The 20822-nt window shown below is 42.9% G+C and carries 17 protein-coding genes; 10 read left to right on the top strand and 7 right to left on the bottom strand.

Translation table 11 applies throughout. From position 1 onward, the window contains the following. Positions 1-26 precede the first annotated feature (26 nt). Together ACFQZS_RS10600 and ACFQZS_RS10595 are read right to left on the bottom strand one after the other, a co-directional pair. Positions 27-1433, bottom strand: a complete 1407-nt coding sequence (locus tag ACFQZS_RS10600; protein ID WP_377099995.1) for an oligosaccharide flippase family protein — start codon at positions 1431-1433, stop codon at positions 27-29. 5 nt (positions 1434-1438) lie between these two features. Then, positions 1439-2236: a glycosyltransferase family 2 protein gene (locus tag ACFQZS_RS10595; RefSeq protein WP_377099993.1), complete on the bottom strand. Its 798-nt coding sequence runs from the start codon at positions 2234-2236 to the stop codon at positions 1439-1441. Positions 2237-2465: 229 nt separating this feature from the next. Here ACFQZS_RS10595 and ACFQZS_RS10590 point away from each other — a divergent pair, with 229 nt between their 5' ends. After that, positions 2466-4850 (top strand): T9SS type B sorting domain-containing protein, encoded by a 2385-nt coding sequence (locus ACFQZS_RS10590; protein WP_377099991.1) that lies wholly within the window; start codon positions 2466-2468, stop codon positions 4848-4850. Positions 4851-4887: 37 nt separating this feature from the next. Further along, positions 4888-5190 carry a hypothetical protein gene (locus ACFQZS_RS10585; protein ID WP_377099990.1) on the top strand — a complete coding sequence of 101 codons (303 nt, stop codon included), beginning with the start codon at positions 4888-4890 and terminating at the stop codon, positions 5188-5190. Between the two features lie 10 nt (positions 5191-5200). On the opposite strand, the gene ACFQZS_RS10580 is transcribed toward ACFQZS_RS10585, so the two are convergent. Next, positions 5201-6013, bottom strand: a complete 813-nt coding sequence (locus tag ACFQZS_RS10580; protein WP_377099988.1) for a 3-keto-disaccharide hydrolase — start codon at positions 6011-6013, stop codon at positions 5201-5203. A 95-nt stretch (positions 6014-6108) separates the two neighbouring features. On the opposite strand from ACFQZS_RS10580, the gene ACFQZS_RS10575 reads away from it, so the two are divergent. Continuing rightward, on the top strand, positions 6109-7668 hold the full coding sequence (locus ACFQZS_RS10575; RefSeq protein ID WP_377099986.1) for a carboxylesterase/lipase family protein: 1560 nt from the start codon (positions 6109-6111) through the stop codon (positions 7666-7668). Between the two features lie 33 nt (positions 7669-7701). Beyond that, the gene (locus ACFQZS_RS10570; RefSeq protein ID WP_377099984.1) at positions 7702-8502 is read left to right on the top strand and encodes a 3-keto-disaccharide hydrolase; all 801 of its coding nucleotides are present in this window, start codon (positions 7702-7704) and stop codon (positions 8500-8502) included. Positions 8503-8532: 30 nt separating this feature from the next. Here the strand turns inward: ACFQZS_RS10570 and ACFQZS_RS10565 are convergent, their stop codons facing one another. Beyond that, positions 8533-9570: a DUF922 domain-containing protein gene (locus ACFQZS_RS10565; RefSeq protein WP_377099982.1), complete on the bottom strand. Its 1038-nt coding sequence runs from the start codon at positions 9568-9570 to the stop codon at positions 8533-8535. A gap of 409 nt (positions 9571-9979) precedes the next feature. Between ACFQZS_RS10565 and ACFQZS_RS10560 the strand changes: the two genes are divergently transcribed. Together ACFQZS_RS10560 and ACFQZS_RS10555 are read left to right on the top strand one after the other, a co-directional pair. After that, the gene (locus tag ACFQZS_RS10560; protein ID WP_377099980.1) at positions 9980-10219 is read left to right on the top strand and encodes a hypothetical protein; all 240 of its coding nucleotides are present in this window, start codon (positions 9980-9982) and stop codon (positions 10217-10219) included. Positions 10220-10423: 204 nt separating this feature from the next. Beyond that, the gene (locus ACFQZS_RS10555; protein WP_377099978.1) at positions 10424-11053 is read left to right on the top strand and encodes a CatA-like O-acetyltransferase; all 630 of its coding nucleotides are present in this window, start codon (positions 10424-10426) and stop codon (positions 11051-11053) included. Between the two features lie 69 nt (positions 11054-11122). On the opposite strand, the gene ACFQZS_RS10550 is transcribed toward ACFQZS_RS10555, so the two are convergent. Together ACFQZS_RS10550 and ACFQZS_RS10545 are read right to left on the bottom strand one after the other, a co-directional pair. Then, entirely contained in the window at positions 11123-13171 is a 2049-nt protein-coding gene (locus tag ACFQZS_RS10550) for a M3 family metallopeptidase (protein WP_377099976.1), read from the bottom strand. Positions 13172-13339: 168 nt separating this feature from the next. Continuing rightward, entirely contained in the window at positions 13340-15604 is a 2265-nt protein-coding gene (locus ACFQZS_RS10545; RefSeq protein ID WP_377099974.1) for an aconitate hydratase, read from the bottom strand. Positions 15605-15911: 307 nt separating this feature from the next. On the opposite strand from ACFQZS_RS10545, the gene ACFQZS_RS10540 reads away from it, so the two are divergent. Together ACFQZS_RS10540 and ACFQZS_RS10535 are read left to right on the top strand one after the other, a co-directional pair. Continuing rightward, positions 15912-16976 (top strand): branched-chain amino acid aminotransferase, encoded by a 1065-nt coding sequence (locus tag ACFQZS_RS10540; RefSeq protein WP_377099972.1) that lies wholly within the window; start codon positions 15912-15914, stop codon positions 16974-16976. Between the two features lie 147 nt (positions 16977-17123). After that, positions 17124-18266: a polymerase gene (locus ACFQZS_RS10535; protein WP_377099970.1), complete on the top strand. Its 1143-nt coding sequence runs from the start codon at positions 17124-17126 to the stop codon at positions 18264-18266. A gap of 85 nt (positions 18267-18351) precedes the next feature. Here ACFQZS_RS10535 and ACFQZS_RS10530 read toward each other — a convergent pair whose 3' ends face one another. After that, the gene (locus tag ACFQZS_RS10530) at positions 18352-19137 is read right to left on the bottom strand and encodes an O-methyltransferase (RefSeq protein WP_377099968.1); all 786 of its coding nucleotides are present in this window, start codon (positions 19135-19137) and stop codon (positions 18352-18354) included. 40 nt (positions 19138-19177) lie between these two features. On the opposite strand from ACFQZS_RS10530, the gene ACFQZS_RS10525 reads away from it, so the two are divergent. Together ACFQZS_RS10525 and ACFQZS_RS10520 are read left to right on the top strand one after the other, a co-directional pair. Further along, complete coding sequence (locus tag ACFQZS_RS10525; protein WP_377099966.1) at positions 19178-20035, top strand: transglutaminase-like domain-containing protein; 858 nt, start codon at positions 19178-19180, stop codon at positions 20033-20035. A 229-nt stretch (positions 20036-20264) separates the two neighbouring features. Then, a complete protein-coding gene (locus ACFQZS_RS10520; RefSeq protein WP_377099964.1) occupies positions 20265-20783 on the top strand; it encodes a hypothetical protein in 519 nt (172 codons plus the stop codon). Positions 20784-20822: the final 39 nt, after the last annotated feature.

Raw genomic sequence — 20822 nt, 5'->3', positions numbered from 1 at the left:
CTTGGTTGCCTGTGTTGAATGATATATTAGCCTAAAGCCAGCTTCAGTTTCTCTTTGTCCTTAAACTTTAAAATGCCGGTAATAAATAGTAAGAGCATGTAAAAAACAATGCAGGCAGGCAAGGCAAGCCACCCACCTCGGAAAAGCAATTTTGCAACATAGCCACTGCCCAAAGCGCAAAGCGTGCACATTACCAACGGCTGCCAACTATTGCTAAATTGAGGTAATTTATTTTTGTAGAGAAAGAAGATAACCTGTGCAGAACATGATAATAAAAACCCCGCCGCAGCCCCTTCATTTTGGTATAGGGGGATCAGAATTACATCAGCAACAACGTTTACTGTTAAAGTTATAATAAACGAATGCAGGATCATTTTTAACCGGCCTTGTGCAAAGAATATTGTCCAGAAAAAATTTTGCACATACAGTAGCGGCATGCACAGGCTTAAAATAAAAATAGTGTTGGTGTTAACTGCTCCGTATTTGCCTGCGGTAACAGCATCAACAACAGGCGCCCAGCAAATATTTAACAGCAAACCAATAAACGCCGCAATAATACACTCTGCTTTTAATAGTAGTTGGAGCCCGGAAGTGTCGATATCCGTTTTACTGAAAACTTTTGTAAAGCGAGGTATAAGCAATGGCGCAATAGCCAGCAAGGGCAGGGTAGCCATTTCAAATATCTTGTAAGCAAAGCTATACTCTGCAAGCCGGGTAGCCGAAAGAAAAAGACCGATCAAGATCCAGTCTAACCGGGCCAACGCGGCGGTAATAATAACAACCCCGCTTTGCGGTATCGCTTCGCGAAGCAATGCCAGATAGCCGCTTTTATACCATTTAATGGCTATGGTATCATTTGCTTTTTTAAACAGATATATGGTTAAAAGCAGTTCCAATGCATCGCCAATAATAAAAACACCAACCAAATAGCGCAGGCTTATGCTATGTAAGGCAAGCAAAATTATCAAACCAACAAACCTAACCACGTTTGACACCAACAGCATATAAGCCAGGAGCTTAAACTGCTCAAGGCCGCTTGTTACCTGCTTAAAAGGGGTTGAAAAAAACAGCAGCAGCTTTCCTATCCCAATAAACAATATCAAATTATAGATTGCTCCGGTTGGTAAAATTAACCAGCCTGCTAACAACATCAGGGCAAACAGCGTTCCTGCAAATAAAACATGGAAAACGTATAATGAAAGCACTTGCTGTTTATGCCCGCCCGCTGCAATTTTCTTTATTATCAACTGATCCATGCCTACTGATAATATGCTAAATATGGCCAGCAGTATGGCCAGGGCAAGGTTTAATCGGCCAAAATCTGTTTTGCTTAATGATGTCGATAATAAAAGGAATATGCCAACGCCCAGCACTTGGTTAAACACCAACTGTAAGGTGTTTGCAGATAAATTTTGGATAAGCTTTGACTTCATGAAAACTAATATTCAACCGCCAGGTCACGTTCCAAATGTTCGGCTTTATGGTAGCTGCCCGCCATTTGGTTTAGATAGTGATATTTAAGCCAGCGGTTTTTATAGATGGTTTTGGCAATAACCCAACCTTCGCGGCCATCTAAAAACCCTAAAAGCAATACGTAATTTCTAAAAAAGTTAAAAAATGGCGATAAATACATATTGGCAAAACTGGCGCGCTTGCCATTTTGATAGTGTTTAGCCGCACTTAATTTAGCATAATAAACAGCCTTATTGTCGCATTCAAAACTGTCTTTTACTGAATAATGATTAATGTTGCCGGTAAGTTGCGCTACTTTAATTTGCGTGGGCAGCACCAAAGTTTCGTGCACCAAAGGTTCAGACCATTTTACTAGTTTTTTATTGAAAAGGCGAATATGATGATCGCGGCCCCAGTTGCCAAAACGTATGCGTTTTTTACCAAAGAACGATCTGAATTTTATATCGTATACCACCTGTTCATCATCCAGTTTCAGATCGTGCAGGGCTAACACCAATTCAACATCCGGCACTTCATCCGCATCAATACTTAATATCCAGTTATACTTAGCCAGGTTACTCCCCTTATTTTTATTGGCGCCATAGCCACCCCAGCTTTTCTGATAAACCCTGCAACCATTTGCAAGCGCTATGTCGGCGGTACCGTCAGCACTATCATTATCAATTACTATAATATCATCGGTTATCAGCTTTGTGGCATTAATGCTTTTTTCGATGGTCTCGGCTTCATTTTTCGTAATTATAACTACAGATACAGGAATCATTGGTGGATATTTATAAACCTTTTGGCTTTATAATATCATCACGCAAATTATGCCTTAAAGGTTGCCTGATGTACGATATTTGAGGCATCTGTTTTAAAAGACAAACAGACATTCGCAAACCTGGTTAACCATACTTAACATAAACTATAATTAAAATAATTAGTTATACTTTAACATTATCAGGTAGTACATACCACTAAAGATGTTAATTTTGAGAACATCAATGCCTATGCCGACGTTAAAAAAACCAATAGCCGTAGTTGTTAATGTTGTAAAGCATGTTTTGGTGTATGTTCTATTTTTTTTAGCGCCTCATGCTTTTTCTCAGATACCGCCGGGGCCCATAACCATTACCCCCGCACCTCATATTACTTACCCAACGCCCCACTTATTTACTGTTAATACACCTATAACGCCAATAGAGCCTACTAATTCAGGTACTCCAATTTCATCTACCGGATTTACTCCCTATACGTTGATCGGATATGCTTCTGAAATTAAATCATTGGTCGCCACACCGGGAGGGCTTCTGTATGGAGTTAATTACGGTGATAAAATCATACGCAGATATGATTATGCAGTAAACGGTGGAGGAGGACCTAATTCACCAATACCTATCTGGAATACTCCAACAGGAGCTACCAGCATAGCTGTAAGCCCTTCAGGCGGTATATTTATTGCAGACTATATGGGGCACACCATAAGCCAGATTAATACCGATGGTACTGTAAGTGTATTTGCAGGCAGCGGCGTTGCAGGCTTTACAGACGGTGCGGGTACCGCTGCTACTTTTAACCAACCTTACGGTTTAGCTTTTGATGTTGAGGGCAACCTTTACGTAGCCGATATGCAAAATCACGCCATTAGAAAAGTTACCGCCGATGGGATAGTAACCACACTGGCAGGTAAAGGTATCCCCGGGCATGTTAACGGCGCACTTACTGAGGCGACATTTAATTTTCCGGGGTGGTTAGCTACGGATGAAGAACGAAATATCTATGTGTCAGAAAATGGCGCTATCCGTAAAATAACACCGGATGGCGAAGTAAGCACTGTTGCAGGTATAGGCGGCCCGCCCCAACTTGCCAATATAGATTTTAACGGTGGCGGAATAAAGGTAGACGAGTATGGCAATATTTACGCAGCTCACAGAAGCAGGCACCAGATAGTTATAATAACGCCTCAAAATAATTATAATGTTTTAATAGGGTCCGGTTTTCCGGGTTATGACAACGATAATACCAGCACTTTAGACATGGAACTTAACGCCCCGCAAGATATTTCATTTGACGCGGCAGGCAATATATTTATAGCTGATCAGAACAATGATAGATTTATTAAATTAATGGCATGCGGATATGTTATTAATAAACCGCTGCCACCGGGGTTGGTATTTGAAAAAAATACAGGCATCATTAGTGGAACTCCAACTTCGGCATGGCCACTTACAGATTATGTAATTACCGCTTTTATACATTACACTGATAGTCCTGGCAAATTAGATCGCATAAGTACCAGCAGCGCTACAATAAGCATAGAGGTAAACTCTACACATACGCTGCAGGAATCAATTATTACATTCCCGCCGCAGTCTGAAATGACCATGGATGCAAATGGTTTTTTAGACCCTAAGGCCACCAGTACAAATAACGAAACACCCATTGTATACAAAAACAGCAGCAATACCAGCGTGGCAATTATTCAGGGTGGCAAAGTAAAAATAGTGGGGCCCGGCGTTACGGTTATAACTGCCACACAGGTTGGCAACGCCAACTACTGGCCCGCAAACGTTGCGGCTGCAACCATAGCTATACTGCAGAACCAGCAGATCACTTTCCCGGCCATCGCGTCAAAAATAGTTTGCGATGCTGATTTTTCGGCGGGGGCAAGTACAGATGCTGCCGGGTTAACCATTACCTATACCAGCAGTAATCCATCCGTTGCTACGGTTAACAGTGCGGGGCTTGTTCATATTGTTGGCGCAGGCATTACTACTATCACTGCCAGCCAGGCAGGCAATAGTACTTATGGGCCTGCCAGTGCGGTAAATCAGCAATTAACGGTAACTACGCCACCGGGCCCTGCGCCAAACATTAGCATCACAGCCGATGCCGACAATGTTTACCCCGGTATACCTATTACTTTTAACGCGATAGCAACAAATACAGGCACAACTACCGACTACCAATGGAAGGTTAACGGAACAGATGTAGGTACCAATAACGCTACCTACACAAGCAACACATTAAAAAACCATGATTTGGTAAGCTGCACCATTACCACAAATGTTATTTGCGCCGTGCCGCTTACCAGTTCGTTATCCGTAACTATCAAATCGCCTTTAGCCATAAAAATAATAAATGCTTTTAGCCCCAATGGCGATGGAATAAATGATAACTGGGATATCCCCGACCTTTCTTATTATCCTAACTGCTTAATGAATATTTACAGTCGCGGCGGGCAGCTGGTTTTTCAATCCAGAGGATACTTTAAACCCTGGGATGGCAGCAACAATGGGCGCCCCTTGCCTGCTGCGGCTTACTATTACGTGCTTTTACTAGAAGAAAGTAAACAAAACAGTAAATTAAGCGGGCATGTTACCCTTGTAAAGTAACAATACCTGAAACATCTACATAACCCAACCCACTGCCATGAAAACTTTAGCCGAATTTAAAGCGTCGTTAAAATCAGAACAACCTGATAGCGGGCTGTGTGTTCAACTAAAAAGTCTTTGGTTTGATGGCAAAGGCAACTGGCATAAAGCGCATGCACAGGTTGATGACCAAACGGACCGGGAATCGGCCTGGGTACATGCCTATCTGCATCGTAAAGAAGGCGATATTTGGAATGCTGATTACTGGTATAGTAGAGCAAGGCAAACGCGGCCAAATATGTCTTTAGATGATGAGTGGGAGCAATTAGTAAAGTATTTTCTTGATCGGGCAAAGGCTTAAAACGGCGCGATTATTTTAGCCCTGCCTGCTTTTTAATCTCAGCAGGTATTGCGCTTATCTGCTGTAGCTTTATTCCTTTATAGAAAACCTCCGCGCCTTCTGATTGGAGTTGTATTTTGCCTTTTTTAAGGGGACTCTCTACACCATTATCAACCTGGCGCGAATGAAATAAAACCATCACCACTTTTCCGTTAACTACATGGATGCTTGTATCGCCAAAGCAATACAGATCAAGGGTGTTCCATTCTCCGGTTGGCTTTTCGGCATCAGCACCCTTGGTACCGTGGCGGCCCGTAGCGCTGGTGGCGCTGAACGCGTTTAGCGTACCATTGGCATCGTACACGTAATTTTCGCCCTGTTTAGTAACCGGTATATCTTGTATGCCGCCGGCCACGCCCCAGTAATCGCCGGTATTGCCTTGCTCTATCTGAAACTCCTGCGACCGCATCCATGCTTTAGCATCCATGCCATGCTCACCTACAGCGTGGTAAAGAAAACCGCTATCCATTTTCTTTCCCTTTTTATTGCCCCATGTAAGGGTTCCCCATTTAAACTGTAGCTGCGCATGGTAATTTTCAAATTCGTTTTTAGTTGACAGGCCTCCCCAGCCTTCGCCTGTTACACGTATCACATTCTCGTTGCCGTCCTTAACCACGCTAAAAACATGTTGGGGGTCGTTGTTTAATCCTAATTGTGGCCCCATATAGGTATCCCAACCCTGCAAATCCTTACCATTAAAAAGCACAATCCATTTGTCTTTTTGTGCAGAAGCAGACAGGTAAATAAATAAACACGGGATCAGTAATTTAATAATGCGGTTCATAACGGTGGTTTTGGATAGGCAATGTTACAAAAACTAAAATTCGTTAAACTTTACTAACAAAATAATTAGCTTTGATAAACCATTAAAAACCACACATGAAGCATTTCACCTCTTTGCTTGCCCTGGTACTGTCGGCAGCATTTTCGTACGCGCAAATTCCAAATACAAAAGTTGCAGAGGGCACTTTGCAGGGAACTATAGAAGGTAATCTTTCCGTTTATAAGGGTGTGCCATTTGCGGCCCCACCGGTTGGCAACCTGCGCTGGAAAGCGCCGCAACCCGCTGCCAAATGGACGGGCGTACGCGCGGCAGACCAATTTGCTGCCGGCCCCATTCAAGGGGGTAACATACCATCTGGCAAAAGCGAAGATTGCCTTTACCTGAATGTATGGACACCCGCAAAATCAGCTACCGAAAAGGTACCTGTGTTAGTGTGGATATATGGCGGCGGTTTTAATGCAGGAGCTACTTCTGAAACGAACTATAACGGCGAAAAGCTGGCAAAAAAAGGCGTGGTATTGGTATCAATAGCCTATCGCGTTGGGCAATTGGGTTTTTTAGCCCATCCTGAATTAAGCGCCGAAAATCCGGATAAAATATCTGGCAATTATGGTATGCTGGATATGATTGCGGGCTTACAATGGATAAAGAAAAACATAGCAGCCTTTGGCGGCGACCCTAATAAGGTAACCATCTTTGGCGAATCTGCGGGAGGTATTGCTGTAAGCCAGTTGTGCGCATCGCCCTTGGCAAAAGGCTTGTTTCAAGGTGCTATATCAGAAAGCGGCGGGTCTTTCGGGCCATCACGCGCAATAACCTTCCCGGGCGAAAACATGAAACGCCTTAAAGATGCCGAAGCTGCCGGCGATGCCTACGTTAAAGGTGCCGGTTTTGCATCAATTGCCGATCTGCGCAAAGTTGCAGCTGACAAATTACCCGCTGTGCGCGGTTTGGCCTGGCCCATTGTTGACGGAAAGATAATACCTGACGATCAGTACAAACTTTACGAGGCCGGGAAGTATAACGAAACGCCCATATTGGTGGGTTATAATTCTGATGAGGGTTTAAGTTTCTCGCCGCCCAAAACTGCAGAAGAGTACGTAGCAGGCGTTAAAGGAAGATATGGAAAATTTGCCGACGACCTGGTTAAAGCTTACCCTGCCGGAAATGGCAAAGTAGAAAAAACCGCCCGCGACCTTGCCCGCGATGCAGCCTTTGGCTGGCAAACCTGGGCCTGGGCAAACTTGGTGGCTACTCGTGGCAAATCAAAAGTGTTTTATTATTATTTTGATCAACATCCTGATTATCCGGCTGGCTCACCAAAAGAAGGTAATGGATCTCCGCACGGGCAAGAGGTGGCCTATGTATTCGGAACGCTGAATACTGCAAACCCGCAGGCCTTAAAAACGGATGCTGATATCTCGGATGCGATGGGCACTTACTGGACCAACTTTGCCAAATATGGCGACCCTAACGGTAGCGGTATGCCTAAGTGGCCTGCCTACAGCACAGCCGGTGGTAATAATGTAATGTACTTTGCCCAAACACCACATACCGGGCCGGTGCCAAGTGCATCATCTTTAAAAGTACTGGAAAGCTACTTTAAATGGAGGCGATCACCTGAGGGAGAGCAATGGGCGAATAGCCAGAAATAGAGGTTTTAAACCTGGAACCATTAAAATATGCAAATGCGCTACATCTTTATTTTAGCCGCCTGCCTTATGCTGGGTTGCAGCGGCACTAAAAACATCAACAGCAACAAAGCCGACAAAGGCTGGACAAAGCTTTTTAATGGCAAAGACTTTAAAGATTGGACCGTTAAGATCAACCATCACGAAACGGGCGACAACTTTGGTAATACCTTCAGGATAGAAGATGGCGTTGTTCAAATCCGCTACGATCAGTACAAAGAGTTTAACAACCAGTTTGGGCACCTGTATTATAAAACACCATTCTCTTACTATCATTTGCGTTTTGAGTACCGTTTTGTAGGTAAACAGCATCCGGGTGCGCCAAGCTATACATTGCTTAATAGTGGTATGATGTTTCACTCGCAGGATCCGCGTACGATGTTAAAAGACCAGGATTGGCCAATATCTATTGAAATGCAGTTGATAGGCGGCCAGGGTAATGGGCGATCAAGACCAACCGGCAATATGTGTTCACCGGGTACAGATGTTGTTTATAATGGAAGGGTATCGCCAGATCATTGTATCAACTCTACCTCAAAAACTTATGACGGCGACCAATGGGTAAAAGCGGAACTGATTGTTTTAGGCAGCAAACTGATAACGCACGTTATTAATGGCGATACGGTACTGAAATATTCAAAGCCTACCATAGGTGGTGGTATAGTAACCGGTTATGACCCTAAAATTAAGCAGGATGGAAAGCTACTGAGCAGCGGTTATATAGCGTTACAAAGCGAAGGCCAGCCGGTAGATTTCAGGAACATTGAGATCAAACAGTTGCCTAATGAAGAACGGTAGGATTTAATTGAGGATATAGCAGACAGGATTTTATTCTTTTAACATCGCGTCTATCTTTTTATTCCACTCCGCCTGCTGCTGCTCAAAAACGCCGTGACGTGTTTCTTTATCGTAAGCTTTTTGCAGAGCATTCATATCACGATAAGAGTCAAGGTACTGCATGCTGATGAATGCCTCGTAAGTATCGGGCGTTAAACGCGCGGCTAATATTTTTTGCCTGAACTGCCGCGTTATAATTTTGGCGATATCAAAATGGCGCTGTTCGTGTAGCAGTCCGTAAACATCTTTATTACCACCTACCCAACAATCACTTTTTGCCACGTATGTTTTCAGATCCAGGCAAACGTTAATAACACCGTTATTTACCTCCTGCGTTAAATTATAACCAAAGTTGGGCATTACTACGGCACTAAACGGGCCGGGTGGGCGTATTTTTGATTGAAAATCTTTCCAGGTAAGCGGCCTGGCCGCGGCATAATAAATAGTGTCTCCCTCGGGTTGTTCGTTATAATCCGTAAAGGTAAAACTGACCGCTTTGGCAAGTTTTGGGTTGTCCTTAATATTAACGCGCATCCAGTTGTTAAAATACACCAATCCCGATTTTATTATACCTCTTAATTGTGCTTCAACAATTTGGTTATTGGCCAACGGGCGGATGTAATGCAAACCTCCCTGGTAGGCTACCAGTTGTTGTATACCATAATCCTTGGGCTGGCCGAAACTCAGGCTCAGCTGTATCCGTCCATCTACACCTCCGTTGGGCAATAAAGATTCAGTCAATTTAAAATCTTTAATGCTGATATGTACAGCCCTTAAAGAGGTGTCTTTATTAAGGTTGCGGCTTATAAAGCGGCTTAATGCAATAGCGGTGCCACCCTGCAGATCTGCTTTCTCCGTTTCGGGCTTATTATTTTTTGTATTTACTACCAACGTTGCAATGGCTCCCTGCTCTGCGCGCTCATCCACAACCGAAGCAATGTAAAAGCCTTCGGGTGTAATTTTGATTGGCTCGTCGCTTAAAACGATATCATTTTTAGGCGTAAAAGAGGCAAAAAATAAGCCTGCCATTATTGGCACACTTATTAACCAAATAAAATTTCTGTTACGCATCCGGTTATAACGATTGTGTTATTATCAAAAGTATAAAATGTGTTTAATCAACGTGCGTAGTTTGTATGCCGGAACATTATTTTGTTTTAATAACGAAATAAAATTCTAATATTTTATAAGAAATTAATAATCAGTTATTTAATCAAATTCTATAGCTAATTTTCCTGACTTATAAGTTACTTCGTTTTTGCTCCGCTAAAAACAGTAAATAATTAATTATCAAACGATTAATAAATAAGCTGTTCCGGTGTGTTCCACCTGTTCCGGAACAAAAGCGGAACAAGCTTTTTAAAATCCGCGTCAACAATACTGTTTTCTTGTTGTTATATAACTGACTCCGTGCGGGTCAGGTTAAATATAATGTATCATGAAAAATCCATTCAAAAAGAAAAATAACACGGCCATTATAGCAACCATAGCGGTAGCAAGTATAGCCGCAGGCGCAGTTGCTTATTTGTTTTTAACCGAAAGCGGCAGCAATGTACGCTCAGGGTTAAAGAAAAAGATCAAATCAATAGCCAAAGACGCGGCGGTTGATGCCATTAACAAACATACCCGGATACCGAGAAAGGTAGCAAGGGCCGCTGCCGAACATGTAGCTAACTAACCCGAAAATTACTCTCACAATGCAAAACAGTCCCGGCAAAAGGGACTGTTTGCATTTACGGCTGCCGGCAATACCTATACAAAAGATCGAAGGGCTCACGGGGGTTCACAGGGGCTCACATAAACGCTGAGCCCCCCCCCATTTTTTTAAGCTATTTTTTTTATCGAAATTTATCTGCGATGGACAATGTATAGCAGATAGAGAATGTACAAGGAAATAGACCTGCAGAACTGGAGCCGCTTAGATACTTACAAGCATTTCTCTGCTTTTGAGCTGCCTTTTTTTAACATTTGCAATAATGTTGATATAACGCCGGTATATCAAAAATGCAAGATCAATAACCTATCCGTCAGCCTGGCATTACAATACTGCTGCTTACAGGCCGCAAATGCGGTGGATGAGTTTAAACTGCGCATACTGGATAACAAGGTTGTACAATATGATGTGATACATGCCGGAGCCATAGTGTTGCTGCCGGACAATAACATTCGCTTTTGCCTGTACGAGCATACTGCTGATTTTGCCGATTTTCAATTTAAAGCTGAGAATACCCGGCAGGAGGTTTTAGCGACCCGGCAAACCCAGCCCCGCAGCCAGGAGCAGGATGTGATACATTTTTCTGTACTGCCATGGGTGTCCTTTACCTCTATTTCACATCCGCGTGGGGTAAATAGCAAAATGGAAAGCATTCCGAAGATCACCCTAGGTAAATTTTTTAAAAGTGATGGGCGCATATTGCTGCCAATCTCAGTTGAAGTTAACCACTGCCTGATGGATGGGTATCATCTGGGGTTGTTTAATGAGCAGCTAACCCATGCTATCCACAATTTTTAAGATTCAAACCAAAAAAGCCGTCCCAAAATGAGACGGCTCTGGTAATAATAAATCCGAAATTCGATATCCTTACAGTCCTATCGACTTTAAAAATGCTTTTGAGTTGGGTTTTCTGCCTAAAAAGTTTTGCAACATTATAAACTCATCCTGCGTAGCGCCTTTTTCTAATATCAGTTTGCGGTATTTTTCGCCTGTAGCTGCACTAAGTACCCCATTCTTCTCGAATACCGAGAACATATCCTGCGCGTAAACTTTTGACCACAAGTAGCCATAATAGTTAGCGCCATAACTGCTAAGATGATTAAATCCATAAATAAAATGCGAGCCTTCTACAAATGGCAATTGGATCATACTGTACAGATCTTTTGATACCTGCCAGGCTCCTTTCTTTTTTGTCTCGGCATAGCGATCCTCATATGTAAAATCTATTATGCTGTAATAAACCTGCGCCATTTCTGCATTACTTATGCCTAACAGGCGCGATTTGTCTAACTTATCAAATAGCTCTTTAGGCATAACCGCGCCCGTTTTATAGTGCTTGGCAAACAGCTTCAAACAATCATAATTCCAGGTAAAGTTCTCCAGAAACTGCGATGGCGCTTCAACAAAATCGCCCTTAACAGAAAAGGCGTTCTGCGAAGAAATAGCAGGGTGAGCCAAAAGGAAGTGGATCAAATGCCCAAATTCATGAAACAATGTCTCTACATCGCCATGGGTAAGCAGCGATGGTTCGCCCGCTGATGCTTCCGGAAAGTTGCACACCAAAGCTGCCGTAGGTAAAACCTCATAACCCGCCTTAGCCTGGTACATTGAAATAGGGAACGCGGCAAAATGGTTGTATTTGTTAGCCCTTGGATAAAGATCAAGAAAAAAAGTGCCCATCTTTCTGCCGTTTAGCAACAACTCATAGCTTTTTACTTTACTGTACCAAACCGGCACGCCCTTAACCTCTTGTATATCAAAACCAAATAGCTTTTGATACAGCTCGAACATACCGTTAATGGTATTATTCATTTCAAAGTATTGCTTCAGCTCATCAGTATTCAATTTAAACTTATCATCAAGTAACTTTTTGTTGTAGTAGGAAAGATCCCAGGCATTAATTACGTTATTCTGTTCAGGATGCAGGCGATGCTTAAGCGCCGCAAATTCTGCAATGGTTTGGGGCAGGTGCGGACTTAACTTGTTACGCAAATCGTCAAGAAAATTCCACACATTAACGGGTTTGGCTGCCATTTTTTGTACCAGGGCGTAAGATGCGTAGCTTTTATAACCCAGCTTATCTGCAAGTTGCTGGCGGTACAACAGCAAACTATCCAGAATTTTTGCATTAGCAGGATAGGCGCGGTTAAGGTTTTTAACCAACATGGTTTTCCGGGTATTTTCATCATCAGCATATTTAGCAATGTTGTTGGCGTTGGGTCCATTCAGCATTACCATGTAAGTTCCGTCCGGGCGTTTCCAGGCTTTGCTTATAGCATCCGGAACCCCTTTAATTTGCGCGGCAGTAAATTTAGCGCTGTCCTTGTATTCGGCAATGTTTTTATCAAAAGTGCTACCCAGGGTTATCAATTTATCGTTTATTTTCTTAAGCGCGGCGCGGCCCGCATCGCTTAAGTTGGTACCATTAACTTCAAAAGAGGTTAAGGTTTCTTTAATAAACTTTTTCTGATCGGCACGCAGCTTTTTTGCAGCAGCGCTGGTAGAGAAGCGCTTTAATGCTTTGTAAAGCTTAACATTCAAAGTAAGTTCGGCCGCATAGGCTGATAGTCTATCTCCTTGAGCCGTAGCGGCGTTACGGGTTCTATCATTCTCGTAAGTTGCCCCAATGATGCTTAGTTTACCGCTTACATCAGAAAGCCGGTAGTATAAATCATCTAATTTATTTAGCGTATTTGCTACAGTTTGCTTGCCTGCGGGTATACCTACAATGCCTTTAACCAGCCCGTTACTCTCTACAATAACTTCTGTTACAGCGTTGTAAATAACCGTGCTGTCCACTTTTTCAAAATGGATAGGATCGTTTGAGCGCGTTATTAATGGATTTGTAGCCGTGTTGCTTTGGGCACAAACAGCCAATGGCGACAGCATCGCCATAAAAAGCATCTTTTTGAGCATAATAAAATCAGTTTAAACAAATATACTTTTTTTGAGGTGAATGCGAAAAGCATAAAGCCAAAAGCTTTTTATATGAAAAAGAGGCGCAAAAAAAAGAGACGCAAATATTACGTCTCTAATTATAACTTTAATAAATCCGGGATCGAAAATTCGAAACCCGAAATAGAATTAAGCCATTTGTTTCCTGATGATGTTTAACGCGCCACCTGCTTTAAACCACTCAATTTGCTGAGCGTTATAGGTGTGGTTAACAGCGAACTGATCTGTAGTACCATCCTGGTGATGCAGTACAACGGTTAATTGCTTATTAGGCGCGAAGCTGGTTAAACCTAAAACATCAATTTTATCATCTTCCTTAATTTTCTCGTAGTCGGCAGTATCCGCAAAGGTGATACCCAGCATACCTTGTTTTTTCAGGTTAGTTTCGTGTATACGGGCAAATGATTTTACCAATATAACACGTACACCTAAATGGCGCGGTTCCATAGCGGCATGCTCGCGTGAAGAACCTTCGCCATAGTTTTCATCGCCTACTACTATTGAGCCTATGTTGTGTGCTTTATAATCACGCTGTGTAGCAGGTACCGGGCCATACTCGCCGGTCAGTTGGTTCTTAACGCTATCGGCAGTATTATTAAAGTAGTTAATAGCCCCTATCAGCATGTTATTACTAATATTATCCAGGTGACCACGGAACTTTAACCACGGACCAGCCATAGAAATATGGTCAGTAGTACATTTGCCTTTCGCTTTGATCAGCAGGCGTAAACCAATCAGGTCTGTGCCTTCCCATGCTTTAAAAGGCTCTAATAACTGCAAACGGGCGGATGAGGGATCAACCTTAACTGTTACCTGGCTGCCATCTTCGGCAGGAGCCTGGTAACCGGCATCTTCAACAGCGTAACCTTTAATCGGCATTTCAATACCTTGTGGCTCATCTAATTTTACCTGCTCGCCTTTTTCGTTGGTCAGGTAATCAGTAAGCGGGTTAAAGGTCAGATCACCTGCAATAGCCATAGCGGTAACCATCTCTGGCGATGCTACGAAAGCGTGGGTATTAGGGTTCCCGTCCTGCCTTTTGGCAAAGTTACGGTTGAATGAAGTAATGATAGAGTTTTTGCGGGTAGGATCATCCGTGTGACGCGCCCACTGCCCTATACACGGGCCGCATGCATTCGCCAGTACTACGCCGCCCATCTGCTCAAATGTATTTAAATAACCATCGCGCTCTACTGTGTAACGCACCAGTTCAGACCCTGGCGTTATGGTAAACTCGGCTTTAGCCAATAAACCTTTATCAATAGCCTGTTTAGCTAATGATGCTGAACGGGTAATATCCTCATACGATGAGTTGGTACAAGATCCTATCAAACCAACTTCCAGTTTAGCCGGCCAGTTGTTTTCTTTAACCGCCGTAGCAAATTTAGAAATAGGCCAGGCCAGATCCGGAGTAAACGGACCGTTAATGTGCGGCTCCAGTTCGCTCAGGTTGATCTCAATAACCTGGTCAAAATAAGCGGCCGGGTTAGCATAAACCTCTGCATCGCCGGTTAAGTGCTCGGCAACAGCGTCTGCAGCATCAGCAATTTCGGCACGTTTGGTACCACGCAGATAAGTAGCTATTTTTTCGTCATAACCAAATACTGATGTAGTTGCACCAATCTCGGCACCCATATTACAAATGGTTCCTTTACCGGTAGCACTTAATGATTCGGCACCTTCGCCAAAATATTCAACTATAGCGCCTGTACCACCTTTTACGGTTAATATACCGGCAACTTTTAATATAACGTCTTTAGCTGATGTCCAGCCTGATAATTTACCTGTTAGTTTTACGCCTATCAGTTTAGGGAATTTTAGCTCCCATGGTAAGCCTGCCATTACATCGCATGCATCGGCACCACCAACACCAATGGCAACCATGCCCAAACCACCTGCATTAGGTGTGTGCGAGTCGGTACCTATCATCATACCACCCGGGAAGGCATAGTTCTCTAATACTACCTGGTGTATAATACCTGCTCCTGCTTTCCAGAAACCAATACCATATTTGTCAGACACTGAAGAAAGGAAATCATAAACCTCTTTGTTAACATCTTTAGCTGTGCTTAAATCAGCATCAGCACCAACTTTAGCCTGTATCAGGTGATCGCAATGTACGGTTGATGGCACAGCAACCTGCGGACGGCCAGCCTGCATAAACTGCAAAAGCGCCATTTGCGCCGTAGCATCCTGCATGGCTACACGATCAGGTGCAAAATCAACATAATCTACACCACGCGTGTATGCTTTTGAAGCATCGCCTTCGCTAAGGTGAGCGTATAATATTTTTTCGGTCAATGTTAAAGGCTTACCTGTAGCAGTACGTGCAGCCGCTATACGAGTGCTGTACCTGTTGTAAACCTGTTTGATCATGTCTAAATCAAAAGCCATGGTAGTATTGTCTATTAAAAATGAGAAGAAAATATAAGTACAATCACATTTTCTGCCTTATATTTCTAAAAAATCAGCGGAAAAAGGAACAACTGCGAATCTACAAAATATAACAATAAACCCGAAGCCGCGCTTTTGCTTAATATTATTTAGAAATATTCTGAATTAGAGCGAGTGCCGGAAAATTCGTACCCTATTTCGTCATTTCCATTGTCTTTATCATAAAAAAGTAATTTTCATAAGCCGTTCGCTTTCAATTAGCTTGCTTTTTAGGTAAATTGCAACCTCAATATTAATCGAAAAAGCCATGACAGAGACGCTGGATATTAAGATCACCAAAACAAGTAACTCCCGTTTAGCACAAACGGATTTTGAAAACCTACCCTTCGGACAAATTTTTTCTGACCACATGTTTGTGGCTGATTATGCCGATGGCGAATGGAAAGACCTTCAAATTGTTCCTTATGGTGATATCCTGGTCAGCCCGGCTATTTCATCACTGCATTACGGTCAATCATTTTTTGAAGGATTGAAAGCATATAAACATGCTGATGGCAAGGTTTCTGTTTTTCGTCCGGATAAGAACGCTATACGTTTTAACAAATCTGCAGACCGCCTTTGCATGCCTGCTTTGCCTGAAGAAACTTTTATTCAGAGCATAGCGGCTTTAGTGGATATTGACCGCGACTGGATACCTACAAAAGCTAACCACGCTTTATATATCAGGCCTTATATGTTCGCTACCGACCGCTTTTTAGGGGTAACGCCATCAAAAACGTTCAAATACATGGTTTTGGCTTGCCCAGTAGGTGCCTATTTTTCAAAAACACTGCGCGTAAAAATTGAAACGCATTATACCCGCGCTGCCGAAGGTGGTATGGGCTATGCAAAATCATCAGGCAACTACGGCGTATCTATGTACCCTGCCCGTAAAGCTGCCGAAGAAGGTTTTGATCAATTAATTTGGACCGACGCTAAGAACCATGAGTATGTAGAGGAAATGGGCGCTGCTAACGCGATGTTCGTATTAGACGGAAAACTGATAACCCCCGTAGCAGGAGATACCATTTTAGATGGTGTAACGCGCGATACTGTTATTACTTTAGCTAAAGAATGGGGCTACCCGGTTGAAGAGCGCAAAGTATCTGTTGCCGAAATTATGGAAGGCGCTAAAAACGGCAAGTTAACCGATGCGTTTGGTGCAGGTACCGCGGCAACTATCGCGTCCGTTGGTTCTATCAGCCATAACGGAGAGGAGTATACACTGATTGACCCGAAAGAAAGAGAATTCTCTCAACGCGTATTAAAAACCATTGATGCCATCCGCTACGGTAACACTGCTGATACGCATGGTTGGAATTATATTGTTTAAGTATTAGCGATCAGTTTTAAACTGGCTAAATGATAACTAAAGGGTGGCTATAGGTTTAGCTACCCTTTTCCATTTATGCTTAAACGGCTTAATTGCATACCTATAATACGCCCGCTAAACGCTATCTTAGCAACGGCATATCCTTATATGAAGAAAGTCGCAAGCATAGTTGCTGTTGTTATTATTACCATAGGCTTTCATTCTGCCCATGCGCAGCGGATCATTCCGAAATTCATCCGCAAAATGTATTTTGAAAAAGATACCAGCAAACGCCCCAGCTTTGTATTGATACCCGTGCTTTCTACCGCGCCCGAAACGGGTGTTGAGGTTGGTGGCGCAGGTTTATATTCTTTTTATACCGATACGTTGCATCGCGAAACACGCGTATCAAATGTTTATGGATACGCTACCATTACCACAAAAGGGCAAAACAGATTACAATTAAGCACAAGCCGCTGGTTACCGCAAAACAAATATCACTATAGCGTTGCTCTAAATTTTATAAACTTCCCGGCCAATTTTTACGGTATAGGTAACGACACCCGCAAAGCCAACGCCGACTTACTGGACGAGAAAAGATACCGGCTGGATATAGCCGCCGAAAAACAGGTAAAACGTAACCTGTACATTGGCTTTTTAGGCGGCGCTTACTATTATCAATACAACAATAAAACCGCCGGAGGCATATTTGATGCAGGGACGAATATTGAGGACAAGGATGGCGGGCCTATTGTATTTTTAGGACCAAGTTTAACTTACGATTCGCGCGACAATAATACCTATACAACTAAAGGGGTTATGTTCCTGGCACAGTTTAAGGGCATACGGGGCATATTCAGCAATAACAATTATACAGGAGGCTTTCTTAATGTAGAGGTTGCCGGGTTTTTTAAACTCAGTAACAAATTCATTTTAGCATTAAATGCGCAGGAGCAAAGTTTAATAGGTGGCGCATCGCCATTTTACCTGTTGCCGCAAATGGGTAATGACGAACTGATGCGTGGTTATTATGCAGGCCGTTTCCGCGACCGCAATATGATAGCAGGCCAGGCAGAATTACGCTACCGCTTAAGCGACAGACTGGGTTTGGTGGGCTTTGGCGGAGCCGGCCAAGTGTACAGGGATACGTTTAATTTTTCGGCTTTTAAACCTAATTTGGGTGGCGGCGTGCGCTATTTCTTTGACGTAGAAAAAGGATTAAGTATAAGGGTGGATTATGGCATTGGCCAAAGACCTGTAAATGAGCAGCGTTTAAGCGGGTTGTATGTGGCGCTGGGGCAAGCGTTTTAGTCAGTCGATGGTCAATAGTCGATAGCAAGTACTGATCGATAATTTACCTACCTTGAGCCATCGACAATGGTCTATGGACTATCGACTAAAATTTAATCACAAAATCCTCCTTCACCTGCCCTTTTCTAAAGTACACCAGCCCTATCCAAAAAAGATCAACCGTTACCGTTACCTGTGGGTGCGCCTTAATTTCGGCCCAGGCTTCTTTCATGCCTTCGCTCCAGTAAATGTCATCAAAAATTAACAGGGTACCCTCGTGTACTTTGGGCAGGCACCATTCAAGGTATTTTAATGTTGCGCCTTTGCGGTGGTTTCCGTCAACAAAAACAAAATCAAGTTTATCCAGGCCAGCTATAACATCCGGCAGGGTATCATCAAAATTGCCTACCACCAATTGGATATTATCAGTGTTAGCCTTTTTAAAACCCTCTTTTGCTATACCTGCAGTTTGCGCGCAGCCTTCAAGCGTATAAACCTTTGCGTTGGGTGCTGCTTTTTGCAGGTATACAGATGTAGTACCTAGGCAGGTGCCTAACTCAATTATATTATCCGGTTGGGCATCAGCAGCCAGGCGGTAAAGTAACTGCGCCAAATGGGGCGGTTTAAGCGCGTTTTTGGCAATGTCTCCTACCCGCTTCTGTTTATTGTTGTTAACGTGCGATCCCGCACCCAGATCGGTAACTGTGATCATCCTGTCATCAGCCAGCAATTGCTTGCGAATAGCCTCAACCTCGCCATATACTTTTTTGACATTATAATCGTATATAACTTTATCAACCAAACGGTATACAAACGGCGAGTGCAGGCCGTGCCTGGTTTTGGCTTTTAAACGGTATAAAAGGTAGTCAAACCCGAACCTTATATTGAACATGTTGTAAAATTATACAAACCTTAGTATTTTAGCAGTATAGATGATAAATCAAACAGAAGTAAAATCCCTGATACGCCTGCTTGACGACCCTGATCAGGAAATATATAACCACGTACACGATAAATTGTTGTCGTACGGCAGCGAAGCTATCGGGTATCTTGAAAGCGCTTTCGAACAAGCTTTTGACCCCATACAACAAGAACGTATTGCCAACCTGGTGCACGAGATCCAGTTCGGTATTTTAAAAACCGACCTTAAGCTTTGGCACCAAAGTGGATCATTTGATCTGCTGCAGGGCATCCTGGTAATTAACCGCTATCAATATCCCGATCTGGACGAGCAAAAGCTGATCAACCAGATAGAAACCATCAAACGCGATATATGGATCCAGATGATGAACGAAGCCAGCCCGGTAGAGCAGGTTAAACTCATTAACCATGTGTTTTACCATTTGCATGGCTTTAGCGGCAACACCACCAATCACCAGGATCCGCAGAACAGCTACCTGAGCCAGGTGCTTGAAACTAAGAAAGGCAACCAGATACTACTGGCCAGCATTTACTCCATAATAGCGCAAAAGCTGGATATCCCGGTGTATGGCGTTAACCTGCCGCAGCATTTTATACTGGCTTATATGGACGAAAGCCAGCAAAGCGAGATGGAAGGCGGCGTACTTTTCTACATTAACGCCTTTAACAAAGGCTTTATTTTTGGACGCAGAGACGTTGATAATTTTCTGAAACAGCTTAACCTGAATTTTGATAAGCAGTTTTACGAACCCTGCTCTAATACTGATATTATCAGGCGCATACTGCGCAACCTCATCAGCTCATACGAGCATTTAGGCTCGCCGGACAAGGTGAATGAGTTGAATGAGTTGTTGAGTATTTTGGATTAGGGTGTAGCCGTATGCAGGTATACATTTATTTACATGCTGTATACACACATATCACAAAGCACTGTAAACCATAAAATTAACTACTTTTCTTATTGTGTTATTTAGATAAAATCGGTTAAAAAAAGCAAATACAACCTTTGGTTGTATACATGTTAGTATACTTTTTACGTGAGTTTTTTCGTCCCCGCAGGGTATTCTGAAAGGGAACAAGGAATTAAATTATAAGGCTTTGAATTTTCTTCTTAAACCAATCCAATTTTTACTTATTCCGTTATTTGCAATAATGGCCTGCAATCAATCGGGCTTGACAAATGGAGAGGATAGTGCTCTTAAAAAAAATTTAGTTGAACAAGAAATAGAAGGCATTAATTATAAAATAGCACTACCAAAGGGCTATCAAATTATCGAACGTCGCGGTATTGATTTCTCCGTATATTATTTTTCACCTGTAGATACTACTGATATGAACTCCTTTCGCGGCGGCTTTTATATTGGGAATGCAGGTGGTGGTTTCGGCCCGGAAAGCAGCACATGCAAAACAAGTTTTATTAGTAGTGCACTACTAGGTATTAGCGAAAAATGGTCGGTATACAACTGCAATGGCAAACAAAAGATAGAAACAATAACTAAAAGCAAAACCGGGATAAGTTGGGCCGGTATGATACACGCATTTGGCAGTGCCAACTCAAATGAAGATTTAACAAAACTACTCGAGGTTTACAGCACCTTAAATGTCAAAAGTAAATAGCCCAAGCTCGCGAACTTTGCATGCGGACTTTTCTCCGTG

The sequence above is a fragment of the Mucilaginibacter calamicampi genome (assembly GCF_042676765.1).
GTDB classification, from domain to species: domain Bacteria; phylum Bacteroidota; class Bacteroidia; order Sphingobacteriales; family Sphingobacteriaceae; genus Mucilaginibacter; species Mucilaginibacter calamicampi.
This window is presented reverse-complemented; position numbering and strand designations above follow the sequence as displayed.

What these genes read in the sequence shown, in the direction of transcription:
- ACFQZS_RS10590 (WP_377099991.1), top strand. Translation starts at nt 2,466, where the DNA reads ATGCCGACGTTAAAAAAACCAATAGCCGTAGTTGTTAATGTTGTAAAG.
- ACFQZS_RS10570 (WP_377099984.1), top strand. Translation starts at nt 7,702, where the DNA reads ATGCGCTACATCTTTATTTTAGCCGCCTGCCTTATGCTGGGTTGCAGC.
- ACFQZS_RS10540 (WP_377099972.1), top strand. Translation starts at nt 15,912, where the DNA reads ATGACAGAGACGCTGGATATTAAGATCACCAAAACAAGTAACTCCCGT.
- ACFQZS_RS10530 (WP_377099968.1), bottom strand. Translation starts at nt 19,137, where the DNA reads ATGTTCAATATAAGGTTCGGGTTTGACTACCTTTTATACCGTTTAAAA.
- ACFQZS_RS10545 (WP_377099974.1), bottom strand. Translation starts at nt 15,604, where the DNA reads ATGGCTTTTGATTTAGACATGATCAAACAGGTTTACAACAGGTACAGC.
- ACFQZS_RS10555 (WP_377099978.1), top strand. Translation starts at nt 10,424, where the DNA reads ATGTACAAGGAAATAGACCTGCAGAACTGGAGCCGCTTAGATACTTAC.
- ACFQZS_RS10565 (WP_377099982.1), bottom strand. Translation starts at nt 9,570, where the DNA reads ATGGCAGGCTTATTTTTTGCCTCTTTTACGCCTAAAAATGATATCGTT.
- ACFQZS_RS10525 (WP_377099966.1), top strand. Translation starts at nt 19,178, where the DNA reads ATGATAAATCAAACAGAAGTAAAATCCCTGATACGCCTGCTTGACGAC.
- ACFQZS_RS10560 (WP_377099980.1), top strand. Translation starts at nt 9,980, where the DNA reads ATGAAAAATCCATTCAAAAAGAAAAATAACACGGCCATTATAGCAACC.
- ACFQZS_RS10585 (WP_377099990.1), top strand. Translation starts at nt 4,888, where the DNA reads ATGAAAACTTTAGCCGAATTTAAAGCGTCGTTAAAATCAGAACAACCT.
- ACFQZS_RS10600 (WP_377099995.1), bottom strand. Translation starts at nt 1,433, where the DNA reads ATGAAGTCAAAGCTTATCCAAAATTTATCTGCAAACACCTTACAGTTG.
- ACFQZS_RS10575 (WP_377099986.1), top strand. Translation starts at nt 6,109, where the DNA reads ATGAAGCATTTCACCTCTTTGCTTGCCCTGGTACTGTCGGCAGCATTT.
- ACFQZS_RS10550 (WP_377099976.1), bottom strand. Translation starts at nt 13,171, where the DNA reads ATGCTCAAAAAGATGCTTTTTATGGCGATGCTGTCGCCATTGGCTGTT.
- ACFQZS_RS10580 (WP_377099988.1), bottom strand. Translation starts at nt 6,013, where the DNA reads ATGAACCGCATTATTAAATTACTGATCCCGTGTTTATTTATTTACCTG.
- ACFQZS_RS10595 (WP_377099993.1), bottom strand. Translation starts at nt 2,236, where the DNA reads ATGATTCCTGTATCTGTAGTTATAATTACGAAAAATGAAGCCGAGACC.
- ACFQZS_RS10535 (WP_377099970.1), top strand. Translation starts at nt 17,124, where the DNA reads ATGAAGAAAGTCGCAAGCATAGTTGCTGTTGTTATTATTACCATAGGC.